The organism is Emticicia sp. TH156 (genome assembly GCF_002855535.1).
In the GTDB taxonomy this organism is placed as follows: domain Bacteria; phylum Bacteroidota; class Bacteroidia; order Cytophagales; family Spirosomataceae; genus Emticicia; species Emticicia fluvialis.
On sequence record NZ_PKRS01000001.1, the window covers coordinates 488,389 to 511,865 of the forward strand.

Here is a 23,477-nt window from a genome sequence, read left to right on the forward strand (position 1 = left end):
GGCATATATAAAGTGTGAGTGCCTGTAAATTGCAATGGTTTAGCAGATAAACGCTATTCGCCACCCAGGTATTTCTGAATAACCCTAACTACTGTGTCTTTTACAAATGGCTTGGTTATGTAATCATCCATTCCGGCGTCCAGACATTTTTCTTTTTCACCTTTTACTGTTCCGGCGGTTAAGGCTATAATCGGTACCCGTTTTTCAGGGGTTTCCATTTCACGAATCACCTGGGTTGCTTCCAGCCCGTTCATTTCAGGCATTTGCATATCCATAAATACTATATCCGGATTTTCAGCCTTAAAGATGTCTACGGCTAATTTTCCGTTTTCGGCCTCTAAAATTCTGCCATAAGGAAAAACCGACTTAAAGATGGTTCTGGCAAAAAGCATATTTACTTTGTTGTCTTCCACCACTAATATGGTCAGGCTTCGTGAGTCGGTATATTGCAGCGGGTTGGGTGTATCAGACTTTTGAACCTCCTCAATTGATTTCGTTGCTATTTTCGACATTGCCTCAAATACCCTCTGCATAATTACAGGTTTCACCAGCCTTTGCCTGATATGCAATTTCTCAGATTCGGAGTTGATGTATTCATGATTATTTGAGCTGTAAATCAGCATCACAGGTAGCTTTCTGGCATGATACTTTGGCTCGTGCCGCAAAATGCGCACGGTATCGAGGCCATCCAGAAACGGCATGTGGTAATCAATAATGAGCAGGTCAAACTTTTTACCTCTTTCTAGCATCTCTAATACTTCCTGACCGTTCTCTGCTTCTTCATAGCTGATTTCACGTAAATCGAGCATACTTTTCAACAAGGTACGGTTCGTTTTATTGTCGTCCGCAATTAAAACCCTTTTAAACAAATCCAGGTTTTCCCATTCGTCAGCCCCACCTGCTTCTGATTTAAGCTTCAGGTCAAAATAAAAAGTTGTCCCACGGTTCAGCTCGCTTTCTACTTTCAGGCCACTGTGCATCAGAGCAAGTAATTTATTGGAGATAGTGAGCCCCAGACCTGTCCCTCCAAACTTGCGGGTGGTAGAGGAATCTTCCTGCGAGAACGCCTGGAAAATCCGTTCCCGATTCTGTGGTGCAATGCCAATGCCAGTATCTTTTACGGTGAACCTGAATTTTTTCTGGTTAATGAGTAAATCACTTAATAGTTCAACTTTAAGTTCAATTTCGCCAACTTCCGTAAATTTAACCGCATTACTTAGCAAATTTACCAGAATCTGTTTTAAACGAACCACATCTACCCAGATGTATCTGGGTACATTGGCCGGAATATTGAGCAATACTTCCAGGCTTTTCTGGCTGGCCTGAAAAGTAATAATATCTGTAACCTGGGTTAACAGTTCATGAATATCAGCCTTTACTTCCACTATCTCCAGCTTGCCTGCTTCAATTTTAGAGAAGTCCAGAATATCATTAATGATATCAAGCAATGTATTGGCTGACTGAAAAACGGTAGACATATACTGTTGCTGGGTTTTATCCAGCTTGGTTTTCATCAGCAAATCAGTAAAACCGATAACGCCATTGAGAGGTGTCCTGATTTCATGGCTCATATTAGCCAGAAACTCCGACTTGGCCTTGGCGGCTTGTTCAGCCTGCTCTCTAGCTTTTTTGAATGAACTAACAAATCTAAATGCAAGAATGAGTGTCTGGAAAAATATAAACCCGAAATAACCAAAAAACAAATAATACGAAGATGGCTGAATGTATCCGAAATATGCAAAAATATTTAAGGTAATTGCTAAACCCAGGCAAGACATGCTCAAAAGAGAAAAGGTTGACCCTCTTTTCTTTTTTATAAATGCTGCCAGAGCCTTTAATGAAATGTAAAGAACCAAAAAAAGAACTATAACAAAGAAAAACTGAGAAATGTAAGATATAAAATAAATGGGCGATACCACAAGCGAAATAATATAAACACCGCAAATAAATTTCACGGCATCAATAACCAAATCTTTTCCCGGGTACAAGGCTTTTAGGAATGTTGAAAACAGGTAAATACAAATAAAAATTGTAAAATATTCGAGGAAGAAAGTAATTCTGAAATCAATGCCAGGAATAGCCTGATTTATATAATAAATTTTGTCGATACCAATAAGCCTGTATATGTAAAATAAGCAAAAAAGAGCAAAGTAAATAATGATTGGATCTTTCTGCCCAAGAAAATACAAGCCAAAGAAAATCAAAGTAACCATCAGCAGAATGCCTGTCAAAATAAGCACTATCGAAAGCTCGCTTATCCAGAAGTCTTCCAAGTACTGATTACTGCCCAGTATGATTGGCTGCGAAAAACCACCGCGGTAATGGTCAAAATTTGCCACCTGCATTACCAGATTCAGGGTGTCCGACTGCACCATATACATCTTCTTAACCGGCAGCCAGTAAGGTCTGTAGGTTTCTTTAGAAGTACCCACCACCCCGTTTTCAGAAAATTCCTGACAGTTAATCCATATTTTATAGCTTGAATAAGCTGCCGGTATAAAAAAAGATATCTGCGGGTTTTTCTTGTGGTCTATATAAATTTTAAGTGTATAGGTGGCGTAGCCAAATGCCTTGAATGGTTCACCCAGTTGTTTCAGGTTGTTCCAGATAGTAGTTTGCGGTACGTAATAATCAGGCCTGGTATTGGTTGCCTGCCCGGGGGGTAACAGCTTGTTCCAGTAGAAGCCCCATTCGCCTGAAAGGTCTATATGATTATTATTGTGAGAAAAATCTGCTTTACGTAAATCTAATTCACCAGATTTAAAAGGCTGTGCAAATGCAAAAGAAGACAGCGCTAATAAGATAACGCCTGTCAGGGCTAATGCTAAGCATTGGTTGATGTACCGAAAACAACTAATCATCTACCTTATAAATAGTTTCAGGCCTTTTGTCATAACCGGTTTCACAAGTTTTAAGTACTTAATAATTCAAACAACAATCCTGCTGAATTAAATGCTTCCAAGCCGGTATCTGAATACAAGTAAAAAAATCTTATTGAAAAATACGAGTAAAAAAACAAATCATTTTCTACCATATTTCATATTTTTTTATTTACAGCAACAAATGTGCCTAAATAAATATTTATCAAAAAAAACATTATTATACGTACATAAACCAGGCAGCATAAAAAAGCCCGGCAAACGTTTGCCGGGCCTGTGTTTTTTTAATTACCGAAAGACATTTATCGTAAAGTTTTCTAAAAAACAATATCCATAAATGCAAATTACTGAAATCATTAACCAGAGCAGATGCCCTGCCGTGCCAGAATTACTACTTAGATGTTACTTCTTTTAAATCTACTTTAATTTGTGTGTAGTAAAGTGTTGTGGTAGCTTCAAAACCTGAGTCAGTTCCTACAATTACCCAAATGTTACCGTTGGCATCAGACTTACCGGTAAACTCTCCGGTTCTTTTTACCAGCTTGTACTTGCTTTCGGTGGTTCCGTTGGCTACATTGCCAATTACTTTCATGTCGTCTCCGCTGGTAGCCTGTTGCATTTTCTTGATGTTCATCTCATAATTCTTGGTAGTATTATTGGCAACTTTTTTCGGTTCTGTTGAAGTAAGGCCAATACCTACATACACACTTTCAGCCGGCGACCCGCCAACACCTACCGAACCATCTGGTGCATTAGATGCAAATTCAACCTCGAATGTACCTTTGTAAAACTGGTTGGCTTTAGGTACGGTCATTTTCTTGGTTAGAAACATGAAGAGGTCGTCGCTGTGGTTGTTTCCTGAAATCCTGAATCCTTTTTTGAGGGTATCAAGAGGCGCAGGTAATTTAGCATCTTTTTTGGTTGTCAATTCGTAGAACGTTTCCTGGCCAATCGGATAATCTGCAAAGTCGGCGCTCCAGCCTTCAGCAGAAACATTAAACTGGTCGTTTAGCGATAGTTGTGGGGTGGTGGTTTCTTCTTTTGAACAAGCAAATAAAATAGCTACCGAAACAACACTTAAAATGATTTTTTTCATGATTTTTTATTGGATTTGTTTGTTACAGGGATACAGTTTGAAAAACATTAGTTGGAACTGGCAGCTAACAAAAGCGCATAAAAAATTGTATCTTATTGAATGTCAGGCCAATAAAAAACAAAAAAAAATGGCAAAAACTTTTCAGAGTTGCCCATACACCCGGGTACGTATATAGTAAAATTTTAAGCGTTTATATGTAGTTTTTGACGGCTGAAAAGGTATGGCGGACATACCTTTTTGTGGGATATTCCGTTATTTTTTTGTTTGAAATAATTTAGGCCCGCAACGCATTTATCAGCCTAAAATCTATCTAATATGGAATTGTGATTGTACCTTTGTTGTTTGTTATTGTATAAAGATTTCCGGAGATTAGAACATGGTAGTACCTTATAAAGAAAAAGAACAAGGAAAACGCGAGCAAATTGCTGAGATGTTTGACAACATTTCGCCAAAATATGATTTGCTGAATCGTTTATTGAGTGTGGGCATTGATGTTTGGTGGCGAAAAAAAGCCATTTCAATGCTTCGTTCGGCCAAACCACAATTAATTCTGGATATTGCTACCGGCACCGGTGACCTGGCCATTGAAGCCGTAAAACAACTGAAGCCGGAAAAAGTGATAGGTGTAGACATCTCTGAAGGGATGCTGGCTATGGGTCGCGAAAAAATGAAGAAGCTGGGCCTTGACAAGGTAATTGAACTCAGAAGCGGCGACTCAGAGAAATTACTGTTTGAAAACAATACTTTTGATGCCGTTATCGTTTCTTTTGGAGTAAGGAACTTTGAAAACCTTGAAAAAGGGCTTGCCGATATGTATCGTGTTACTAAAGACGGCGGCACCTGTTTAATCATTGAGTTTTCAAAACCAAAAGCACCCATAATCAAGCAGCTATATTGGTTCTATAATTCTACTATTATACCCTTAATCGGGAAAATAATTTCTAAAGACAACGCGGCTTACAGTTATCTGCCTGAGTCGGTCAAAGCATTTCCTGAAGGAGACGATTTCCTTCGTGTTTTTCAGCGGGCCGGCTATTCAGAAACCAGACGTGTGCCTCTTACTTTTGGCATTTGTACGGTCTATATCGGCAAGAAAAAGGCCTGACGGGTGCTTCAGAATTATGGATGATTCCTTTTCTTTTGTTTGAATGAAAAATTACCAAGTATCCTTTTCACTAACCCTGATTACCTCACAAAAAAAAGCCTTTCTGTTTAGAATGGCGTGCCTTCTTATAGCGGTTTGTTTATTTTTGCCTGCCCGGGCGCAAATGAATAAACGCATCTATCAGGCTGACTATGATGCCAAAACCGTTAAATTTGGCTATTTTGTTGGCATTCCTTTTACACACCTGAACATGAAGTTCAACAATTACTTCATGAATTCAGCCAATAACAATTATGCAGTTTCTTCTCCGACTACCATTGGCTTGAAACTGGGAGGAGTGGCCAACATTCAGCTCAACGATTACTTTGATTTCAGGATTTTACCCACAGTAGCCCTGTATAACAGAAAAATTGATATCAGATACATAGACCCGGCTTCTACCCCCCCGTTTGAAGAGAGAAAGGAATCACGCGAGAGCGCCTGGTTCGAACTCCCCCTTATGGTAAAGTATAAGTCTTTAAGACGTGGTAACGTGCGTATGTATGTTTTTGGCGGGGTAAGATATGCCATAGAAACCAACCCCATTAAGAGAAGAAATGCCACGCAGTTTAACTCAAAAGCCAGCGATTTCAGCCTGGAATACGGCACCGGGCTTGAGATTTTCAGAGAGTATTTTAAGTTTGCACCAGAGCTGCATTTTTCTCATGGCCTGGCCAATCTGGTAAATCGATCTTCCGCTGCCGGCACAACCATGGAAGGCATCGACAGGCTCACTACGCATACAGTTACTTTATACTTTTTATTCGAATAGCTCATGAAGCACATCGCCATTTTTCTGGTTCGTCTTTATCAGGCAGGCATTTCTCCCTGGTTTCCGGCCTCATGCCGCTATACACCTACCTGCTCTCAGTATTCGGTAGAAGCATTTCAGAAACATGGTTTTTTTAAAGGCCTTTTACTGACAGTCAAAAGAATAGGCCGTTGTCATCCCTGGGGAGGCCATGGTTATGACCCAGTTCCCTGAAAAATTACTATATTTGCATTCTTCTTCATCAACTATTGATATTTTGCATTATATCAAGAATAATCTTGACATTTCGTTTAATTATTGAAAATCAATAGCTTAGCTCGTTTTTAGGTCTGAAATAGTCTGTAAATTTGAGCTGCAACAAAACCTCCCTAAAGCAATGACTCTCGAAGAGCGCCAGTTCCCGATTGGCAAATGGAAACCCGAAGAGCTATATTCTGAAGAAGAAATGGCCCAGAACGTAAGCATTATAGAGCAATATCCGGCTAAATATACCGAGCTGACTAAAAATCTGTCGGCAGAGCAACTGGCGCAGTCTTATCGCGAAGGCGCCTGGAGTATTCATAAAATAGTGGTGCATATTTCAGATATGCATATCCTTCATTTTGCCCGTTTTAAACAAACGCTTTGTGAAGATAATACACAGGGATACGGCTCAAATATAAATGGCTGGGCGAATAATCCGGAGGTAGAAACCGTACCGCTTGCAGATGCCCTGCTACTACTGGAAGCTACACATAAACGCTGGGTTCACCTGCTGAAATCAATGTCGCCCGCCGACTTCAACAAGAGCTTTTTTCATGTAGGCCGGCAAATGAATGTAACATTAGCGCAGGCCTTACACATGGGAGCCTGGCACAGTAAACACCATCTGGAGCATATCAAGATTGCGTTGCAAAATCCGCAATAAACCTAAATTAATCAGGCTTTAACATCAATACCTATTTTTAAGAGACTTTGTTATCCATGAGCAATCCGTATTTTATAATTGATTTCGACAGTACTTTTACTAAAGTAGAAGGGCTTGACGAATTAGCCAATATAGCCCTGATGGGTAATGCCAATCAGGAAAAAATTGTAGGCGAAATAAGAAAACTAACCGAAATGGGCATGAACGGCGAAATTTCGTTCGGCGAAGCCCTGCACAAAAGAATAGAGTTACTAAGCGCTAACCGCAGCCATATTGATAAACTTGTTGACTTACTGCATACCAAGGTATCTGACTCTTTTCAGAGAAATGAGAAATTCCTGCGTGAGTATGCCGATAATATTCTGATAATTTCAGGCGGATTTAAAGAGTTTATTGTACCTGTGGTAACTGCCATGGGCCTACGAGAAGACAAAGTATATGCCAATAACTTTGTTTTTGATGCAGAAGGCAACATTATTGGCGTTGACAACGACAACGTGCTGGCACATGCCAATGGTAAAGTAAACCTGCTGCGTTCGCTGAATCTGGAGGGCGACGTATATGCCATTGGTGACGGTTACACCGACTATGAGCTGAGAGCTTCTGGCCTTGCCAACCGCTTTTATGCCTTTACCGAAAATGTAGAGCGTGAAAAAGTAGTGGCCATAGCCGACCACGTGGTGCCGTCGCTCGATGAGTTTTTGTATCTGAACAAACTGCCTCGCAGCCAGTCATATCCCAAGAGCCGCATTAAGGTACTTTTGTTAGAAAATGTACACCCGGTAGCCATTGAATCTTTCAAATTTGAAGGGTTTGATGTTGAGTTTCACAAAGGTGCGATGGATGAAGCCGAACTCGCAGAGAAAATAAAAGGGGTGTCTATACTGGGTATCCGCTCAAAAACCAACGTTACTAAAAAAGTACTTGAAAATGCCGATAAACTAATGATTATCGGGGCATTTTGCATTGGCACCAATCAGGTCGACTTAAAGGAATGTACCGACAGAGGTATAGCTGTTTTCAATGCGCCTTACAGCAACACCCGTTCGGTAGTTGAACTGGCTGTGGGTGAAATGATAATGCTTATCCGGAATATTTTTGAGAAAAGCATTGGTATGCATGCCGGTAAATGGGATAAATCGGCCAATAACAGCTTTGAGGTACGTGGTAAAAAACTGGGTCTGATTGGTTATGGCCATATAGGTACTCAATTATCAGTAATTGGTGAGGCACTGGGTATGGAAGTGTATTTCTATGATATAGTAGATAAAATGCCTATTGGAAACGCCAAAAAATGCCGCTCACTGGAAGAGGTACTACGCGTAGCCGATGTGGTTAGTATGCACATAGACGGCCGTAAAGACAACACCAATATTTTTGGCAAGCGCGAGTTTGAACTAATGAAAAAGGGTGTGATATTTCTGAACCTAGCCCGTGGGCATGTGGTAGATGTACCTGCGTTGGTAGAAGCCATTAAAGAAGGCAAAGTAGCCGGTGCTGGCGTAGACGTGTTCCCATACGAGCCAAAAACCAATAATGAAGAGTTTATTAATGAATTAAGAGGCTTGCCGAACGTGATTTTAACCCCACATATCGGCGGCAGTACAGAAGAGGCACAGGAGAGCATAGGGCATTATGTACCTGAGCGTTTGCTGGAATTTATGAACAACGGCAGCACCACGGGCAGTGTCAACTTCCCTGAGCTGCAATTGCCGCTGCTGAAAGACTCGCATCGCTTGTTGCATATTCATAAAAACGTACCGGGTATTCTGGCTAAAATCAATAATATTTTTGCCAAACATGCCATCAATATCAATGGCCAGTACCTGAAAACCAACGAGAAAATTGGTTACGTAATTATGGATATAGACAAAGGCTATACCGATGCCTTTTTACAGGAGATTAAAGATATTGAGGAGACAATACGGTTCAGGATGTTGTATTGATAATCCTTATTATTGATAATAGATAGCATCTGCTTAATTAATAGGCGGATGCTATTTTCGTTCACACAATAATATGTCTCAAGAAATAATAGATAAATCGTCCAAATAATTTAATACCTCCCAGTTATTAATCGATTTAAAATAATCTCAAAAATAGTAGAGTCTTCATTTATTTTAAATATTGGGCTTCTCCCTGTTAATTTATCAATTTCAATTCCATCTTTGTATTTGTTGGTATTAAGTATTTTTTCAAGGTGTATACTTGATGTTTTTTCAATCCCAATAAAAACAATTCTTTTGTTAGTCAGAAGAATTGCGCCCCTATCTATAAATTTAAGATTTTGACTTGAAATTTCATTTTGCATATTAATCTTAGAGTATTTGTAAATCTTTTTTAATGATTCACGTTCCTCGAACCATGAAGAATTCTCAATCAAATAATAGCAGTATTCATTTTTCTGAATTTTGTGAGAAGTAGTAACAATTTGCAATCCAAGATTTTCATAACTCCAATACTCCTTTAGCCTTTTTATAGTCGATTTAACATTGTTTGAAATAGTAATATTTAAACTTTGGGCGACTTGAAGAATTTCATTCTCTTCTTCAGGACTAACTCTATGATCTTTAATGATTTTAGTATAAAGTTTTTCAAAGAAACTCTCAGTTACATTTTTATATATATCATTTACCATTTCCTTAGGCAAATTAAGGGTAACCTCTAGTTCCAATAAAAATTGCTTATCCCTTTCTGATAGTCTACCGTCTTCTATTGCTTCTTCAAAACTCTTCTTATAAATACTTTTACCAAGTAGATGAGAAATGGTTTCAATATTCTTTTCGTCCAATTCCAAAATAAACTTTATATGCTCTAAATCCGCTATTTCATTTTTAGTTAATTTTCTATCTTGTAAATTATAATTAAGTATTACAGCATAAAACTCTTCCATATTTAAGCTAAAATCTCTTAGTATATTTATTTTATACTTGACTGATATTAGTTCAATTTCATTTTTCGTAATTTCACCGACATCTTTATTAGCGAATAAGTTATTTACTTCAATTAAAGCATTTTCTAATGGCTTCTGTTTCAAAAATCTTTGTGCAAAACTTGCCTTTTTCAATGGTTTTTCACTAAAAATTGGATATTTCATATTTTCTTCTTGTTTCGTAAACTGGTGAATTCCAATTACATACACCTCCATGATGTGAACAAGCACCTCTACCCTTTGCATTTGATGGACTAAATGTCCCATCACAACAAAGTGTTCTATAATCAACAACATACTTAATCATAGGATTTAATTTGTTGTATTCCTTATCAGCATTTTCACTCCCTAATTCAGAAGCTCGTTTAAAATTTGCCAGTGCAATTCTAATATTACCAATCTTATTGTTACAAATACCTTTTTTGTAATAAATTTCAGAATTAGTATTAGATAGCTTATCATAATTTTCATTAGCTTTTTTAAAGTTTTTATCTTCAAAATAAGCTTCTGCTAACCCAATATAAATGAGATCAATTTCACTATTTCTAGCAAATTTTTGCGCATTTACTAATTGGTTAATCGCTTTTTTATATTTCTTTTGTTTTTGATATAAATGTGCATAACTAATATAAAATCCAAGGCTATCCTTCCTTAATCTCTCAGTTTTATTAATTGCCTGCTGTTCGGCAATACTTTTCAATTCTACTTTACGATTTCGCTCATTTATTTCAGCTATAGTATCAAAAAATTGGTCTCCAGTAAATATTGTAAATATTGAAATAAATCCTATTACCTTCAGTTTAAGAGAAGTGGTAAAATCAAATCTTACTTTTTTTTCCAAGAAGCTACTACCCCAAGGTAAAATGATGAAACCAATAAGAAAAAGTAATAGACTAAATATAAAATGAATAGCAATAGTTACAAAAGAGAAAAAAAAGAAGATGATGGCTAAAGCGCTTTTAAAAACATCTAATGGATTAGACTTCTTTTCAAGGCTAGATTCCTTAAAATAATCTGGAAGTATCTTGTACTCTTTTGAAATTAGATTTGGAATATACTTTTTCAAGACCCAAATAATTTTAATAATACAACGAGTTTAGGTATTTCAATAATAATAATTTACTGGGCAGAAAACAAATTTTCTTATTTTCCGGTATAGCTTACTAGATTACACATTTATGTTTTGCTTTATAATACAGCACCTTACTTAATGATTCATGGCAGGAAAATACTTAAATTCTTATTAAAGACTATTTACAATACTAGCAAAATCTTACATATAACAGAAAAGCCCTGAAAAGAAATTCTCTCAGGGCTTTTCTGTTAATATATGGCTTATGATTATCAGTCTTGTTTATCATAGAGCGGGTCGTATTTCAGGCCGTATTTGTCTAATACATCCTGTGGTACGCCTTTCCATTCGTTAGGGGTGTTACCCATGTAACCCAAGTCATCAAAGCCCATACGGGTGGTATAGAAGCCGGTTACAGTGAGGTTTCTGATTTGTGAGAAAAACATCGCACCCTGGCTGAACTCCGGTTTTACATCGTCCGGATACGCTATATCTTCTATAATCTCAATGCGTTGTGCAGGCGTAATCAGGGCAAAAGTTTTGCCAAAGCGCTTGCCGCTCTGGTTGTCCAGCCATTTTAAACCACCTCTGATAGGTGTCTGGTATTGCGGCATATCTTTTACGATAAATTCGATAAAAGCAGGTACGCCGGCTTGCGTGGCACTACCTGATTTGCTATCGGCCGGAATAATGATGTCAACCAATATGGCAATAGTGGCTAATTCTGACGCCGTCAGGAATTTATCAGCCATTATTTTCTTATCTCTCTCTATTTCTTCCGGAATACGCGCCGGAGTAGTCTTAAACGGTTTTGGTTCCGGTGGAGCCGCTACGAGGTCGGTGGTTGGTAAAACGGCCATTCCCAACGAGCTCAATGAAAGTGCTTTTAGTGTATCTCTACGTTTCATGTCTTGAAAATGGTTTTAGATGTTCTTTGCTTTTCTCTGTTCAATGATATAATCAGAAGTGCGCCATGAGCTCGCCAGGATGGTCCAGGTAACGTTCTTATCACCTTGCGATACAAACGGAGCAGCATCTACCACAAACAGATTTTTTACATCGTGGGCTTGTTGCCAGCCATTCAGAGCTGATTTCTTAGGGTCGTTACCCATACGAACCGTACCTACTTCGTGGATAATCTCACCCGGCTGAGCCAAACCATAATTATTGCTGGCATCAGGTTTTTTACCCAACGGAATACCACCCATGGCATGGATAATCTGCTCGAAAGTATCCTGCATGTGTTTGGCTTGTTTGATTTCGTTTTCGCTCCATTTGTAGTGGTAACGTAACGTTGGGATACCGTATTTATCAACACCGTTCGGGTCAATTTCACAATAGTTTGATTCTAACGGAATAGGCTCTCCACGGCCTGCCATACCAATATAAGCCCCATAAGTAAGGCGGATATCTTCTTTCAGACGTGAGCCATAGCCGCCCGCTTTTCTTTTGTTACCGTTTTTATCAGGGAAAAGCCCGTTTACACGCTCAATGCCACCACCAAAGCCAAAGCCCGGCATACCCATACCGCCACCGTATTCAATATGGTAACCACGCGGGAAATCCAGTTTGCTGTTATCTTCCCACCAAGGCGTAAATACGTGCATACCACCTACACCGTCTTCGTTGTAGCGTTTACGATCCATCAAAGCAGGAATAAATGCCGAGCGGCTGGCACCTGTTGAGTCGTTCAGGTATTTACCGATGATGCCGCTGTCGTTGGCTATACCTCTCTGGAATCTCGACGATTTAGAGTTAAGCATAATACGTGCGGTTTCGCAGGTACTGGCAGCCAGAATAACTATTTTACCTTTTACTGAATACTCTTTTAAATCAAGTTTATTTACATAAGAAACACCTGTAGAAAGACCAGTGTTAGGGTCTGTCAACACTTCTCTTACCATCGCGTTGTTAATCAGTGTCAGGTTACCTGTTTTAGCGGCAGGAATACATAACACTGACGACGACGAGAAGTCGGCATACGCCTGGCAGGCTCTGCCACATTGTGCACAATAGAAACAGGCACCCCGTGAATCGTTGATAGGCTTGGTAAGCATGGCCATACGCGATGGAATAACCGGAATACCAATACCTGTAGCCGCTTTCTTCAACATCAGCTCGTGCAAACGTGGTTTGGGCGGTGGTAAAAATATACCATCGGGTTCGTTACGGATACCTTCTTTAGTACCAAACAAACCGATTAATCTATCTACTTTATCATAATAGGGTGCATAATCTTCATAGCTGGTAGGCCAGTCGTCACCAATACCTGTCATAGAGCCTCTACGGAAATCGTCCGGACCGAAACGCATAGAGATACGTCCCCAGTGGTTGGTTCTACCACCTAACATTCTTGAGCGGAACCAACGGAATTGAGTGCCGGGCATAGCAGTGTAAGGCTCGCCTTCAATATCCCAACCTCCCCAGGCTGCATCAAAATCACCGAAAGGACGGGTACGTGTGCTGGCACCGCGACGAGGAGACTCCCAAGGATTTTTTAATTGCGTAATGTATTTAGGGTCAGCGGGATCAAAGTATCCACCCGCTTCAAGCAAGCAAACCTTTGCTCCGGCCTTAGTAAGCTGGTATGCCGCCATACCACCACCTGCACCTGAGCCCACAATAACAACATCGTAGACTTTCGGTTGCTCTTTAATTTCAAACAGGTTCATGTTTAATTGGTCGTAAATAGATATTAAGAGATATAATTTCGAGCTTTAAATGTAGTAATTTTTTTGATAAAAAATTCATTAAATAGCAAAGTATCAAACGCTACAGGTTACAAGATATAACCGGGCAGTTTTTACTTATTTTATGATTCCGGGGAATAAATTTTTTACCCTGCGCGGTTCTTGCTCATTCTTTTGAACCACTTAACGATTTCAAACCAGATAACAGAAAGAAAGCCCGTTAGCATGGCGAGCATTAGCTGATAAGCGTTAAGACTCTGAAACCCGAAAAACACTGTAACTGGTTTTAAATATAGCATAAGCATTACCAGAAAAGTTGTAATTGAGACTATAAATAAAACCAGATTATTTTTGTACCTCAGCGTTGTAAGTATAGAGTAATAAAACGAACGGTTGATTAACGTCAGAAAAATATTTGCGGTTATTAAAACCGTAAAAACCATGGTTCGGGTCAGGGCTTCGCTGTATCCGTTCTGAACGGCATATACATAGGTACACAGCGTACCCAGAGTGATAACTAATCCCTGCCCAATACTGGTGGATAACTCTTTCCAGTTAAAAAACGTAACAGACATTGGTTTTGGCCTTTGCATCATTGTGTTTTTTTCCATTGGCTCGTTCTCATATATAATTGAGCAGGTGGGCCCCATGATGATTTCAAGGAAAATAATATGAACCGGCGAAAAAATATTGGGATACACCCACCCCAACGCCAATGGTATAAACACGGTAAGAATTATTGGAATATGAATGGATATGATATACTGGATAGCCTTTTTAAGATTGGCGTAAATCTTTCTGCCCATGGCCACGGCATCTACCATTTTTGACAAATCATCTTCCAGCAAAATCAAAGACGCCGCCTGTTTAGCTATTTCGGTTCCTTTTTTTCCCATTGATATACCGATATGTGCCGCTTTCAGAGCCGGGCCGTCATTTACGCCGTCGCCTGTCATGGCCACTATCTGGTTATTGGCTTTCAAGGCATTGATAATTTTAAGTTTAGCTTCCGGAAACATACGCGTAAATATGGCGTTCTCCATTACACTCTTTTTGAGTTCATCTTCTGTCAAAGCCATTAGTTCGTCGCCGGTAATACTGGTTTCAAATCCTTTCAAGCCAATTTGCCTGGCAATTGATGCCGTAGTTGCCGAGTTGTCTCCGGTAATTACTTTTACATCAATGCCGGCCTTATAAAAACCTTCCAAAACCTCTTTTATGTTAGGTTTTGGTGGGTCATAAAATGCCACAATGCCCTTGAAACTGAATTTAAAGTCTTGCTGCGCAGCAGGGAAAACATCACCGGGGTGTTCGGTTACGGCTACGCCCAGCAAACGGTAACCATCGGCGGCCAAAAGATTTATGGCTTCATTAATCTGTTTCGTTTCAACGTCAGTTAAGCCTGAAATGCTCATCAGGGCTTCGGGGGCACCTTTGGCCGCTATCTTTCTTATACCGGCCTTGTTTTCAAAAATGTGTGTCATCATGGGTGGCTTACCACTCAGAGGGTATTCATGAACCAGCCGATAATCCGGGCGTTCGTCAATGGCCGCCACCTCACCATAGGCATTGTGCAGCGCTATTTCCATAGGGTCGAAAGGAACAGGCTCACTTGCCCACATGGCCGCAGCCATGAGTTCTTTTTCCTGTTCGTTCAAAACATCGCCTGCTTCAAATATTCTGTTTGCCGACAAAAGGTATAATTTTGCCAGGCTCATTCTGTTTTCGGTAAGCGTACCCGTCTTGTCGGTACAGATAACCGTGGCACTACCCAGGGTTTCAACGGTTTTCATTTGTTTTACCACAATACCCTCTTTCATTAATCGCCAGGCGCCCAAAGCCATAAAAGTGGTAAAGGCAACGGGTATTTCTTCAGGCAGAATGCTCATGGCCAGCGTGAGCGACTGCAACAGGCTATGAAGCACCTGTTGCGTATTTATAAAATTAATGGCCCACACAATTACAAAAACTACTGCCCCAAGCATTGCCATTTTTTTTACAAAATTGGCAATCTGGTTTTCTAATGGTGTTTTTTCTTCTTTTATGCCTTCCAGGCTACTGCCAATTTTACCCAGCCTGGTTTCGTTACCAATAGCGGTAACAGTTGCCACAGCCAGACCCCCTGCTACCGTTGTGCCGCTGTAAACAAAGTGATCTTCTGTGGTTTTATCTTTAAGCACTGCCACCGACTCACCCGTCAGTATAGATTCATTGACTGAAAAATCATTTGAATGAACAATAACCCCATCAGCGGTAATCAGTGTGCCTTCTTCTACCACCAGACTATCACCAACTACCAGCGATTCGCTTTTTATCTCAACAATTTCGCCGTTTCTGATAACCTTGCAGTTGGGTTGCGACAACGCCTTCAGTTTCTCAAGTGCATTTTTACTTCTTGAATCCTGATATAAAGAAATGGAAATCTGAAATATAATAGCGCAGGTCATAAAAATCGCATCACCCACGTTACCGCTTATGAGATAAATAGAAGCGGCTACCAGTAAAAGAATGAGCATAGGCTCTTTAAAAATACCCAGCAGATTTTCTAAGAATGTGTTTTCTTTCTTATAGCTTAACTGGTTAATACCATAAGCCTCTCTGGCTTTTAGTACTTGCTCATCAGTTAACCCTTGTATATTAAAATTATTTGCAGGCATATTCAGGTTAGTTTTCAATAGTTGGCAAGGGGCACAGGCTAAAGATTAATCGGATAATTAAAGGAGCCTTTCTGAATCTGCTAAATGAGCTTTGCCAAAAAAATAACGCAAACCATAAATAGACAAGACCGGCCAATTGCATCTGACACCAAATAAAAGCCTAATGTAACTAAAGTTGCTGAAAAATACTTGAAAAGTATCAATTGTTGCAGTAACCGGGCGCACTAAAAAAACCCAAACTTAATTGAAGAGGCTCTACTTTTATAAATACTTGATTTTAAGAATTAACTACCCTTTAAGAAGCAAATTTTCTTTTGCGAAGCACAAATAAAAGAACACCAAACAAGGCTAATAAGGCCAAAGGCAAACCAATATTAATAACCTGCCATTGGGTACGTTCGTCGCGGGTACGTAGTTTATCAAGGGGGCGCAGTTTTACTTCTTTGCCACGTGCCTGAATCACCCCGTTTTCATCAATCAGGTAGTCAATGGCGTTCATTACAAAATCTTTGTTACCAAAAATATGCCGGGTGGTTTTATCAAACCCTAAGGGCAAAGGATTACCGGTTTTAGGATTAATGTCATTTACAATTAAATCGCCATCAGAGCAAACGAGCACTTTAGTAGGTGTGCTTTCGGCCTTAAATGTTTTATAGTTGGGGTCTGACGGCAGCAGTCTGTTCTTGTAGAGCGACTCAAACCTGCCTTCCAGCAAATAGGCTATAACTTTTACGCCGGCGTTATAATCTTCCTGTTGGGTTTCGGTATGTGCTTCGTTGTAGGTAACCAATGCAGGGGCATTGAGTACTTTTGTGTAGGGGGTTGTCATTAGCAAGGGGGTTTTCTGAATACCCGGTGAGCTAACTGTATCAATAGAGGCTACATAGCGACAGAAAATCAAATCAAGATTATTGGTTATGAGGCTTTTGCCAAAATTGTTAATAACCGGAAAATAACGATATGGTATGGGCTGAATATTAGGCTTGTCGCCCATGTTACCTACCACCATCGGAATAGCCGCCGAACTGGCTCCGTCTTTCACAATATTACTATTGATACGCACACCATATTTAAAAAACAGGTCGGTCAGGTTCAATTCCAGTGGCTGGGCGTATGTACTTTCCAGACTTACCGAATCTACTTTAAGGCCATCAACAAAAAACAAGGCGCGCCCGCCACTCATTACAAACTGGTCTATTTTATACTTGGTGCTGTCGTCAATCGGAGAGTCAGGTTTGGGTAAAATCAGCGCATCAAGGCCATCAAAAGTTGGAGATAGCCTGGCATCAACAATGTAAATTTCGTAACGCTCCTGAAGCGAGGTAATCAAATCAGCAAAATTAACGGGCTGTAGTTTGGTAAACTCGGTCAGCAAACCTATTTTCTTCTTCTCCTTAAGTGTCAGTTTTCTGATAGCCGTTGCCAGTTCATATTCAACATTTTCGTACGACTGATTCAGTTTCTCTTGTGCTGTTCTGCCTTCGGTACCTTTTAACAACAAAACCGGCACCTCTTTACCCTCAAAAGTAACTACGGCGTATGGGAAAATGATGTTTTCGACCTGACGCCCGCCTTTGGTATCAACCACGCGTGTGGGTTGCATGCCCCGTTTCATCAGTTCGGCGTAAAACTCTTCACGTTTTTTGGTGTCATTTTCTGCGTTGGGGTCTATGGCCCTGAACTCAATGTTTTTACCGCCATACACCTTGAATTCATCCAAAGTAGTATTTACGGCTCGCTTCAATCTTTCAAATCCTCCGGGCAGCTCGGTTCCTTCCAGATAAACTTTTATCAATACTTCCTTATCCAGGTTTTCAAGCAGGCTTTTAGTGGCGTCAGAAATGGAATATCGTTTTTCTTCGGTGAGGTCTAGACGAAAAAAAACGAACGACGCCAGCACATTTAGTACGATGATTCCGCCGACAATAGAAAGGATTTTTATAAATTTACTTTTCATTAAGATTTTCTGACGACTCCGGTTCTTTTTAATATTTGCCCAAAATTAAGATATTCGTTCATCTAATTCCACATTAATAATGAAAACCGCTCAATATTGGATCGAAAAATATCAGATGCAGGCACACCCTGAAGGCGGTTACTTTGCCGAGAATTACCGTGCAGCCGAAACCATTCGACAAGATGCTCTTCCAAAACGTTTTGAAGGCGACAGAAATTTCAGCACCGGAATTTATTTTTTGCTTGAAGGCCATCAGTTCTCGGCTCTCCATCGCATAAAGTCAGACGAAATCTGGCATTTTTATTATGGCTCACCTCTTTATGTTTTCTATATTGATAATCAGGGATTTGTGCAAACCCTGAAACTGGGTACTAACCCCGAAAACGGCGAGGTATTTCAGGCCGTGGTACCTGCCGGCGTTTGGTTTGGCAGCAAACCTGCACAAACTGACGGTTTTTCGCTGGTTGGCTGTACAGTAGCGCCCGGATTTGATTTTGCTGATTTTGAGCTCGGCACCGGAGAAAAACTGGTATCTGAATACCCCGAGCACGGTGAAATTATCAAGATGCTTACCCATCAATAAAAAAAGACGGAGGAATCGGAAACGATTTGCCTGATTCTTTACCTTTGCAGAAGTTTTAAATTTTGAATTATTAACGTATTGTTGAAATGTTACAACGCCCCCAATCTTTGTTATTGCTTCTTACAGCTATTTGTATGATTTTGTTTATGGCTACCCCGATATGGCATAAGGCAGGTACAGGAGAAGAAGCCATATTAAGCCCTTATTATCTGGCACATATGAAAGGCACCCTGGCAGCCATTGCCAAACCGGTATATTATCTTGCCATATTGGCTGTTGTTTCGGCCGGGGTATCTATATTTACTATTTTTCAGTATAAGAACCGTGTACGGCAGATGCTTTTTGTGGCACTAAATTCGCTGATTGGTGCCGCTTTGCTGGGAGCAACGGTGTATCTTATACAATTTGAAGGCACCAAGTTTTTTGCCCCCGAACAACAAGGTGAGTTTGGAATAGGTTTCTGGGCAGCATTTGCTGCGCTGGTATTCAACTGGATAGCTAACCGTCTGATTCGCCGCGATGAGAAAATAGTAAGAGACGCCGATAGAATGAGGTAATCATCATCTTAGTCTTTATTAACTAAAAAATCCTGACCTTCACAGATCAGGATTTTTTAGTTTGATATCGTCTTAAACACGCTTGCTGATGTTGCCGAACATCTGGGTGAGTGTTTCTTTCAGGTCATACTTCCAGGTCCATTCCGGATAATGCGTCTTGAATTTGGTAAGGTCAGAAATATACCAGATATGGTCGCCGCTGCGGTTATCATCTGCGTAGCTGTAATTCATTTTATTACCTGTTATTTCTTCACACAAGGCTATTCCCTCTGTCATTGAACAGTTGGCAAAACGGCCACCACCGGCATTATAAACCTCACCCGGGCGAGGCGCATTATAAAAATGCCAGAACATATTCACGAGGTCCCAGCTATGAATGTTATCTCTTACCTGCTTGCCTTTGTAACCAAAAATGGTGTAGTGGTTTCCGGTAATGGCACATTTCATAAGATAAGCAAGAAAACCATGCAACTGTGCCCCTGAGTGATTAGGCCCTGTTAGACAACCACCACGAAAAACGGCGGTTTTCATACCGAAATAACGGCCGTATTCCTGCACCATTACATCTGCCGCTACTTTTGACGCCCCAAAAACAGAGTGCTTTGAGTGGTCAATTGACATCAGCTCATCTATACCATTTTTATAATAAGGGTGTGCCTGGTCTATTTCCCAACGGGTTTCAAGCTCTACCAATGGCAGGTAGTTTGGCGTGTCGCCATATACTTTATTGGTAGATGTAAAAATAAACACAGCGTCCGGACAGTGCCTGCGGGTCATTTCCAACATTACAAGTGTGCCGTTGGCATTTACCGTAAAGTCAGTAAATGGTTCACGCGCTGCCCAGTCGTGGCTGGGTTGGGCGGCAGTATGCACAACCAGCTTGATATCATGACCGTACTCGTCGAAAATCTTGCCGATTTGTTCTTCCGAGCGGATATCGGCATTATAATGTTTGTAGTTACTAAACTGCTCTTCCAGCCGGTTACGGTTCCAGTCTGTTGAGGCCTCCGAACCAAAAAAATAAGAACGAAGATTATTATCTATCCCAATTACCAAGTCAAATTTTTCAGCAAAAAAAGCTACAGATTCGCTTCCTATTAAACCCGCCGAGCCGGTTACTAGCGCTATATTCATTTCAGAATTTTTAGTGTGAAGTTCAAAAAACAAAAATAGGCATTTTACAAAAGTACGAATTGCCAGAAGCTCCATACAAATTGTAAATGCCTATACTGTGAGCTAATAATTAAGCTCCGGTTTTCCCGTACAACTTCTCGCGAATCTCGTTGGCACGTTTCTCGAGGTCAGGGTTAGCCGTATATTTATTCTTTAACTGTCTTGCGGCCGAATCGGGGCTTACACCATAAACCCACTCATCACCCTTGCGGACATCCTTTTGCTCAATTCTGTTAGTCTTTTGATAATTGCATGAAGCCAACGAAACAGCAACAATTGCAAATGATAACACGCTCAACTTTCTCATGTTAATAATGATGGTATTTAAATTTGCACAAATTTAAGTTCATCCGGCCAAACTGCCAAAATAAATTGTCTTTTTTAAATGCCTTCGTTTCTTTTATTAGAAGTAATTGATAAATTTACACATGGCACCATCACAAGAAGAAAAACTGCAAAAAAGCCTTACACCTACGCTATTGTGGGGTTTAGGCGTTGGATACGTAATCTCTGGCATGTACTTTGGCTGGAATCTCGGCCTTGAAAAAGGCGGAACATTAGGCATGGCAGTTGCCACCTTCATTGTAATTATATTATATATTACTTTTTCTTTGAGCTATGCTGAGCTGGCTTGTGCCATTCCGAAGGCCGGTGGGGCCTTCGACTACGCCAACAGGGCACTAGGCAAAAAATGGGGGTTCCTGGCCGGGATGTCTCAAAACATTGAATTTCTTTTCGCCCCCCCTGCCATTGCAGTGGGTATAGGTTCTTACTTCCATGTTATATTTCCGCAGTTTTCAGTTACAGGCATTGCCATAACCGCGTATATTCTATTTACGTTATTGAATATACTCGGCACTAAACTGGCATCTGCATTTGAGCTGGTTATTACCATACTGGCCGTATTGGGGCTGATAATATTCTGGGTTGTGGTTTTTCCGGATTTTGAGTTTAAAAACCTGCGGGTAAATGCTTTACCCAACGGCTGGTCGGGCAGTTTTGCGGCCTTGCCGTTTGCTATCTGGTTTTTTCTGGGTATTGAAGGCCTGGCCAATGTAGCAGAAGAATCGGTGAATCCTCAAAAAGATATCACCTGGGGTTTCGGTTCGGCCATGACAACCCTCGTGGTACTGTGCCTGCTTACTTTTCTGGCTGCTGTGGGCGTAAACGGCTGGGAAACTATCGTTTATAATGCTGACGGAAGCGCTTCTGACTCGCCACTGCCAATGGCTATGAGCCAAGTAATTGGTAGCAACAGCGGTGTTTATCAATTAATTGTAGGTATTGGTACCTGCGGACTGATTGCGTCTTTCCATGGCTTGGTTTTGGCTGCCGGGCGCTCAACTTTTGAGTTTGGCCGGGTAGGCAATGCCCCCGGTTTTCTGGGCAGAGTAAATAACCGGTTTAAAACCCCTGCCAATGCATTATTGGTTAATATGGTATTGGGTGTACTGGCACTGCTAACCAACTCTACGGCCGACATCATCATTCTTTCGGCATTTGGGGCTTTAACCATGTATATTTTCTCGGTGGTTTCTCTGCTGGTGCTGCGTAAAAAAGAGCCAGAATTAACCAGACCATTCCGCGTACCATTGTATCCGGTTTCACCTCTCATTGCTTTGGTTATTGCTTCTATTGCCTTAATGGCCATGATTATTTATAACCCGATGCTGGCACTTGTGTTTTTTGCGATTTTGATTGGGAGTTTTGTTTTGGCAGAGATAATTAAGAAGGTATAAAACAGAAATCACTTCCGTTTTTTTTAATGGGTGCAGACAGCGGATTCAAACAATTTCCGTTGGCAATAAACAATAAAAGCGACACAAGTTGAAGGCTTGCAGTCGCTTTTGTTTTAAGGTTCTGCCAGATGCTGAACTATACTCGCAGGAATATTTTGTTACGATACATAAACCAAAGGAAACCCCATTTAACTGCAATAATGCCCCCTGCCAACACTACCTCATAATAATGCTCACCGGCTAAATCGGCCATCCATTGAAAAACCCCTTTTGAGGTATAGTACCAGTCAATGAATTTTCCCGACATATAAATCAGGATAGAGTTTACACCTATTATCATAAAGAAAAAGGCCCATCGGCGATACCCCAACACATCAATTATAAAATAAAACACAGCCAGCAAAAGCAGGCTGCAGCCACCCACATAGAGTACGAAAGAGCTTGTCCATAGATTCTTGTTGATAGGAAAGAATAAATCCCAGAAACCACCCACAATGAGACAAACAACCCCGGCCAACGCCAACGATGGCGCTTTTCTTTTAATATCAAGAGTACTGTTTTTCAAAAAATTGCCTGCAAAAATGCCCAGTAAACCTGTGCCAATGGCCGGGAAGGCCGATACAAGCCCCTCGGGGTCATGAATGCCCCGGTGTAATCGCCCGGGAAGAATGGTTCTATCTACCCAAGAGGCAAAGTTTCCTTCCATTGATAAATCACCCATCGGGAAGCCCGGCGCTGAGGTAAATTTCAGCAACAGCCAGTAGCCTATCAATATACCTACAAACCAGACATACTGAAACCGCTGGCTGGCGTATATGTAAATAATACAGGCAAACATATAGGCTATGCCAATGCGCCCTAAAACGCTCGGGAAACGCACTTCGGCCAGTGGCTTAATATGTAAGCCGTTATTATAGATGATACCCAATACAACCAGAATAAGCCCTCTTTTGATTATCCTTTGAAGGAGTTTAGATTTGTCGGTTCCTTTTTCCAGCTCACGGCCTACAGAGTAAGGTGTGGAAACGCCAGACATGAACAGAAACAGTGGAAAGATGAGGTCATAGAACCGGAAGCCGTTCCACTCTACATGCGAAAGCTGGGTGGCTATCCAGATAGCCGCAGGGTGTTTGGTGGCCACCATTAATTCATGGAAAAAATCTTCTGCACCCATTATCCAGAACATATCAAAACCGCGCAGTGCATCCAGGGAATAAAGTCGTTGTGAAGGCGTACTTTCACTCATTTTTTTAGGGCTTAGGTTTATTGCTTAAAAGTAAACATTTTCTTATATTTTAATACATTAAAAACTATAATTT

The 23,477-nt window shown here is 40.6% G+C and carries 19 protein-coding genes; 8 read left to right on the forward strand and 11 right to left on the reverse strand.

Annotation, left to right across the window (positions count from 1 at the left end; genetic code table 11):
• Positions 1-53: 53 nt before the first annotated feature.
• Together C0V77_RS02145 and C0V77_RS02150 are read right to left on the reverse strand one after the other, a co-directional pair.
• Positions 54-2,861, reverse strand: coding sequence for a response regulator (locus C0V77_RS02145; RefSeq protein ID WP_101724658.1), 2,808 nt, complete (start codon positions 2,859-2,861; stop codon positions 54-56).
• A gap of 409 nt (positions 2,862-3,270) precedes the next feature.
• Positions 3,271-3,975, reverse strand: a complete 705-nt coding sequence (locus C0V77_RS02150; protein ID WP_101724659.1) for a hypothetical protein — start codon at positions 3,973-3,975, stop codon at positions 3,271-3,273.
• Between the two features lie 376 nt (positions 3,976-4,351).
• On the opposite strand from C0V77_RS02150, the gene ubiE reads away from it, so the two are divergent.
• From ubiE to serA, 5 genes are all read left to right on the forward strand, one after another.
• The gene (ubiE, locus tag C0V77_RS02155; RefSeq protein ID WP_101724660.1) at positions 4,352-5,080 is read left to right on the forward strand and encodes a bifunctional demethylmenaquinone methyltransferase/2-methoxy-6-polyprenyl-1,4-benzoquinol methylase UbiE; all 729 of its coding nucleotides are present in this window, start codon (positions 4,352-4,354) and stop codon (positions 5,078-5,080) included.
• Between the two features lie 163 nt (positions 5,081-5,243).
• Positions 5,244-5,891: a porin family protein gene (locus tag C0V77_RS02160; protein ID WP_158237868.1), complete on the forward strand. Its 648-nt coding sequence runs from the start codon at positions 5,244-5,246 to the stop codon at positions 5,889-5,891.
• A gap of 3 nt (positions 5,892-5,894) precedes the next feature.
• Positions 5,895-6,104 carry a membrane protein insertion efficiency factor YidD gene (gene yidD / locus C0V77_RS02165; protein WP_101724662.1) on the forward strand — a complete coding sequence of 70 codons (210 nt, stop codon included), beginning with the start codon at positions 5,895-5,897 and terminating at the stop codon, positions 6,102-6,104.
• 163 nt (positions 6,105-6,267) lie between these two features.
• Positions 6,268-6,798 (forward strand): DinB family protein, encoded by a 531-nt coding sequence (locus C0V77_RS02170; protein WP_101724663.1) that lies wholly within the window; start codon positions 6,268-6,270, stop codon positions 6,796-6,798.
• A gap of 56 nt (positions 6,799-6,854) precedes the next feature.
• The gene (serA, locus tag C0V77_RS02175) at positions 6,855-8,744 is read left to right on the forward strand and encodes a phosphoglycerate dehydrogenase (RefSeq protein WP_101724664.1); all 1,890 of its coding nucleotides are present in this window, start codon (positions 6,855-6,857) and stop codon (positions 8,742-8,744) included.
• A 110-nt stretch (positions 8,745-8,854) separates the two neighbouring features.
• Here serA and C0V77_RS02180 read toward each other — a convergent pair whose 3' ends face one another.
• From C0V77_RS02180 to gldG, 6 genes are all read right to left on the reverse strand, one after another.
• Entirely contained in the window at positions 8,855-9,895 is a 1,041-nt protein-coding gene (locus C0V77_RS02180) for a hypothetical protein (protein WP_101724665.1), read from the reverse strand.
• Positions 9,876-10,796: a hypothetical protein gene (locus tag C0V77_RS23000; protein WP_101724666.1), complete on the reverse strand. Its 921-nt coding sequence runs from the start codon at positions 10,794-10,796 to the stop codon at positions 9,876-9,878. The genes C0V77_RS02180 and C0V77_RS23000 overlap by 20 nt, the downstream gene beginning before the upstream one ends.
• Positions 10,797-11,074: 278 nt before the next feature.
• Entirely contained in the window at positions 11,075-11,710 is a 636-nt protein-coding gene (locus C0V77_RS02190) for a gluconate 2-dehydrogenase subunit 3 family protein (RefSeq protein WP_101724667.1), read from the reverse strand.
• 15 nt (positions 11,711-11,725) lie between these two features.
• Positions 11,726-13,474, reverse strand: coding sequence for a GMC oxidoreductase (locus tag C0V77_RS02195; protein ID WP_101724668.1), 1,749 nt, complete (start codon positions 13,472-13,474; stop codon positions 11,726-11,728).
• A 164-nt stretch (positions 13,475-13,638) separates the two neighbouring features.
• Entirely contained in the window at positions 13,639-16,149 is a 2,511-nt protein-coding gene (locus tag C0V77_RS02200) for a cation-translocating P-type ATPase (protein WP_101724669.1), read from the reverse strand.
• A 295-nt stretch (positions 16,150-16,444) separates the two neighbouring features.
• On the reverse strand, positions 16,445-18,106 hold the full coding sequence (gldG, locus tag C0V77_RS02205) for a gliding motility-associated ABC transporter substrate-binding protein GldG (protein ID WP_101724670.1): 1,662 nt from the start codon (positions 18,104-18,106) through the stop codon (positions 16,445-16,447).
• 79 nt (positions 18,107-18,185) lie between these two features.
• Between gldG and C0V77_RS02210 the strand changes: the two genes are divergently transcribed.
• Positions 18,186-18,689 (forward strand): cupin domain-containing protein, encoded by a 504-nt coding sequence (locus tag C0V77_RS02210; protein WP_101724671.1) that lies wholly within the window; start codon positions 18,186-18,188, stop codon positions 18,687-18,689.
• A gap of 86 nt (positions 18,690-18,775) precedes the next feature.
• Complete coding sequence (locus tag C0V77_RS02215; RefSeq protein ID WP_101724672.1) at positions 18,776-19,246, forward strand: DUF4293 domain-containing protein; 471 nt, start codon at positions 18,776-18,778, stop codon at positions 19,244-19,246.
• 72 nt (positions 19,247-19,318) lie between these two features.
• On the opposite strand, the gene C0V77_RS02220 is transcribed toward C0V77_RS02215, so the two are convergent.
• Together C0V77_RS02220 and C0V77_RS02225 are read right to left on the reverse strand one after the other, a co-directional pair.
• Positions 19,319-20,380, reverse strand: coding sequence for an NAD-dependent epimerase/dehydratase family protein (locus C0V77_RS02220; protein WP_101725025.1), 1,062 nt, complete (start codon positions 20,378-20,380; stop codon positions 19,319-19,321).
• 109 nt (positions 20,381-20,489) lie between these two features.
• Positions 20,490-20,726 carry a hypothetical protein gene (locus tag C0V77_RS02225; RefSeq protein ID WP_101724673.1) on the reverse strand — a complete coding sequence of 79 codons (237 nt, stop codon included), beginning with the start codon at positions 20,724-20,726 and terminating at the stop codon, positions 20,490-20,492.
• A gap of 121 nt (positions 20,727-20,847) precedes the next feature.
• On the opposite strand from C0V77_RS02225, the gene eat reads away from it, so the two are divergent.
• Positions 20,848-22,158, forward strand: a complete 1,311-nt coding sequence (gene eat / locus C0V77_RS02230; RefSeq protein WP_101724674.1) for an ethanolamine permease — start codon at positions 20,848-20,850, stop codon at positions 22,156-22,158.
• Between the two features lie 136 nt (positions 22,159-22,294).
• Here eat and C0V77_RS02235 read toward each other — a convergent pair whose 3' ends face one another.
• Entirely contained in the window at positions 22,295-23,404 is a 1,110-nt protein-coding gene (locus tag C0V77_RS02235; RefSeq protein WP_101724675.1) for an acyltransferase family protein, read from the reverse strand.
• Between the last annotated feature and the right edge of the window lie 73 nt (positions 23,405-23,477).